The organism is Flavobacterium sp. UBA4854 (assembly GCF_002399805.1).
In the GTDB taxonomy this organism is placed as follows: domain Bacteria; phylum Bacteroidota; class Bacteroidia; order Flavobacteriales; family Flavobacteriaceae; genus Flavobacterium; species Flavobacterium ginsengisoli.
Genome location: NZ_DHEI01000040.1, coordinates 70,060 through 72,192 on the forward strand (window position 1 = coordinate 70,060; position 2,133 = coordinate 72,192).

The 2,133-nt window shown below is 31.7% G+C and carries 2 protein-coding genes; both read right to left on the minus strand.

Annotated elements, in window-relative coordinates; translation table 11 throughout:
• On the minus strand, window positions 1-1,037 hold a 1,037-nt coding region (locus B3J44_RS05570; protein ID WP_286966669.1), incomplete at its 3' end, for a phytoene desaturase family protein.
• Between the two features lie 39 nt (window positions 1,038-1,076).
• A complete protein-coding gene (locus tag B3J44_RS05575; RefSeq protein WP_198858155.1) occupies window positions 1,077-1,976 on the minus strand; it encodes a MerR family transcriptional regulator in 900 nt (299 codons plus the stop codon).
• Window positions 1,977-2,133: the final 157 nt, after the last annotated feature.

Here is a 2,133-nt window from a genome sequence, read left to right on the forward strand (position 1 = left end):
GGAGCATTCGGCCATTTTGGATTGTCGTAAATATCGGCAGCATGCTGATTAAAATCGACATCAAAGAATAAAGCGTGATGAGAAATATTTTCTATCTTTTTATTGAAACCAACAAAAAATAGAAGAGAAGAAGGTGCAAAAACTCTGCTTTTCCAATATTTTTCAGAATACATTCTGTGCTCTTTTTCTACTAATGTTTCAGAATGATGATAATCGGCTCCGCTTAAAACGACATCTGCATTTAGGATTTCGCCATTAATTACAATTCCTTTTGCGGTTTTGTTTTCAACGACTATTTTATCAATTTTCGAATTGGTTTTTATGGTAACGCCAAGTTCTAATGCTAGTTTTTCGATTCCTCGAATAACATCAAACATTCCCGTTTTAGGATGCCAAGTTCCTAAACCGAAATCGGCATAATTCATAAAATTATAAAACGAAGGTGTTTTGGTTGGTTTTGCTCCGAGAAATAAAACAGGAAATTCTAAAATCTGAATTAGTCTCTCGTTCTTGAAATTTTTGCGAATATCGGTGCTTACGTTCTTAAAAAACTGATTGAGTTTTAATGCAGTTTCTTTTGTCACTAATTCTAGCGGCGAAATTCCAGGACGATAGACTAAATCCTTAATTGCAATATCATAATTGCTTTTGGCTTGATCAATAAAGTTTTGCAGTTTTTGACCGCTTCCTTTTTCGATAGTCTCAAAAGTGTATTTTATTTCATCTAGATTATCGTAAATACTAATAAAATCATCGATTCCAAAATAAACCCGATAGGCTGGATTTAGTTTTATCAGTTCGTAATAATCGGAAGGTTTTTTATTGAAATCTTGAAAAAAGCGTTCAAAGACATCTGGCATCCAATACCAGCTTGGACCCATGTCAAAAGTGAAACCATCTTCTTTAAATTGTCTTGCACGTCCGCCAATTGTACTGTTTTTTTCGTAAACAGTAACTTTATTTCCTTGCTGGGCAAGGTAACACGCGGCTGCCAAAGAAGAGAAGCCTGAGCCTATTATTTGGATAGTTTTTCTCATTTGTTTAACAAATATAAGAAAAACTTAAACAAAAATAAATTATAGCATATTAATAGTTTCTTCGATCGAATCAAAAACTCGAATTCTGTCTGTTAGAACCTTTTCATCTATGTATTCAACCATTTTACCCATAAGCCAGATTTCATTGTTTTTCTGCAATAATTTCTGCCCCATCGATTTTACATATTGATTAATTACGCTTCTGTCTGGCTGAACAGTCATGAAAGAGATGAATGTAATGTTTTCAAAATGTTTGGTTAAATCCTGTAAGTTTTCAATAGGCATACTTTCTCCCAAATAAATGGTTTTGTAGCCTTTGTCAAGGATTTCGTATTGCAAGTATAGTAATCCAATTTGATGAATTTCGTTTAACGGAAGTGATAAAACAAAAATTCGATCGGTTTTGATTGGCTTTCTAATTTGAAGACTTTCTGTATAAATCAATATTTTCTGCTTGATTAAATGACTCATAAAATGTTCATTTGCAGGCGTGATTGTTTCAGATTGCCATAATAATCCAAGTTCTTTTAAAAGAGGTAAAAAATGATCTTTAAAAACTTCTTTAAACGTTTTCTCAGTAATAAGCCAATCGAAGGTGTTGAAGAATAACTCTTGGTCAAAGTTCATCATTGCCATTTTGAAAGATGTAATGGCATAGTTTTGAGAATTTTTTTTCGAAATTATTTCGCGTACCAGTTGTGGTATTTTTTCTTCAGGATATGTTGCGATTTTAGAAATCTTATAACCGTATTCGTGCAGTAACGTAATATTTAATAGTTTCTGCAGGTTATGAAGATTGTAAAATCTAATATTAGTATCGGTTCGCATTGGTTCAAGGATGTTGTATCTCTTTTCCCAGATGCGTATGGTATGCGCTTTTATTCCAGATAAGTTCTCAAGATCTTTAATGCTGAAAACAGTTTTAATATTGTTTATCATTTTTCGCGATTAAGTCAACAAATGTAAAATAAAATCTTATACTCGGCATTAAAACTAGATTAAAAAGATAGAGAATTAGAGGTTTACGTATTAATAATATATTTTTTACCTAAAATCAGGTATTTTTTTCTTAAGAAATATATTACTTTGATAAAAA

Excerpts from the sequence above, each read along its gene's own strand:
- B3J44_RS05575 (WP_198858155.1), bottom strand. The coding sequence starts at position 1,976 with ATGATAAACAATATTAAAACTGTTTTCAGCATTAAAGATCTTGAGAAC.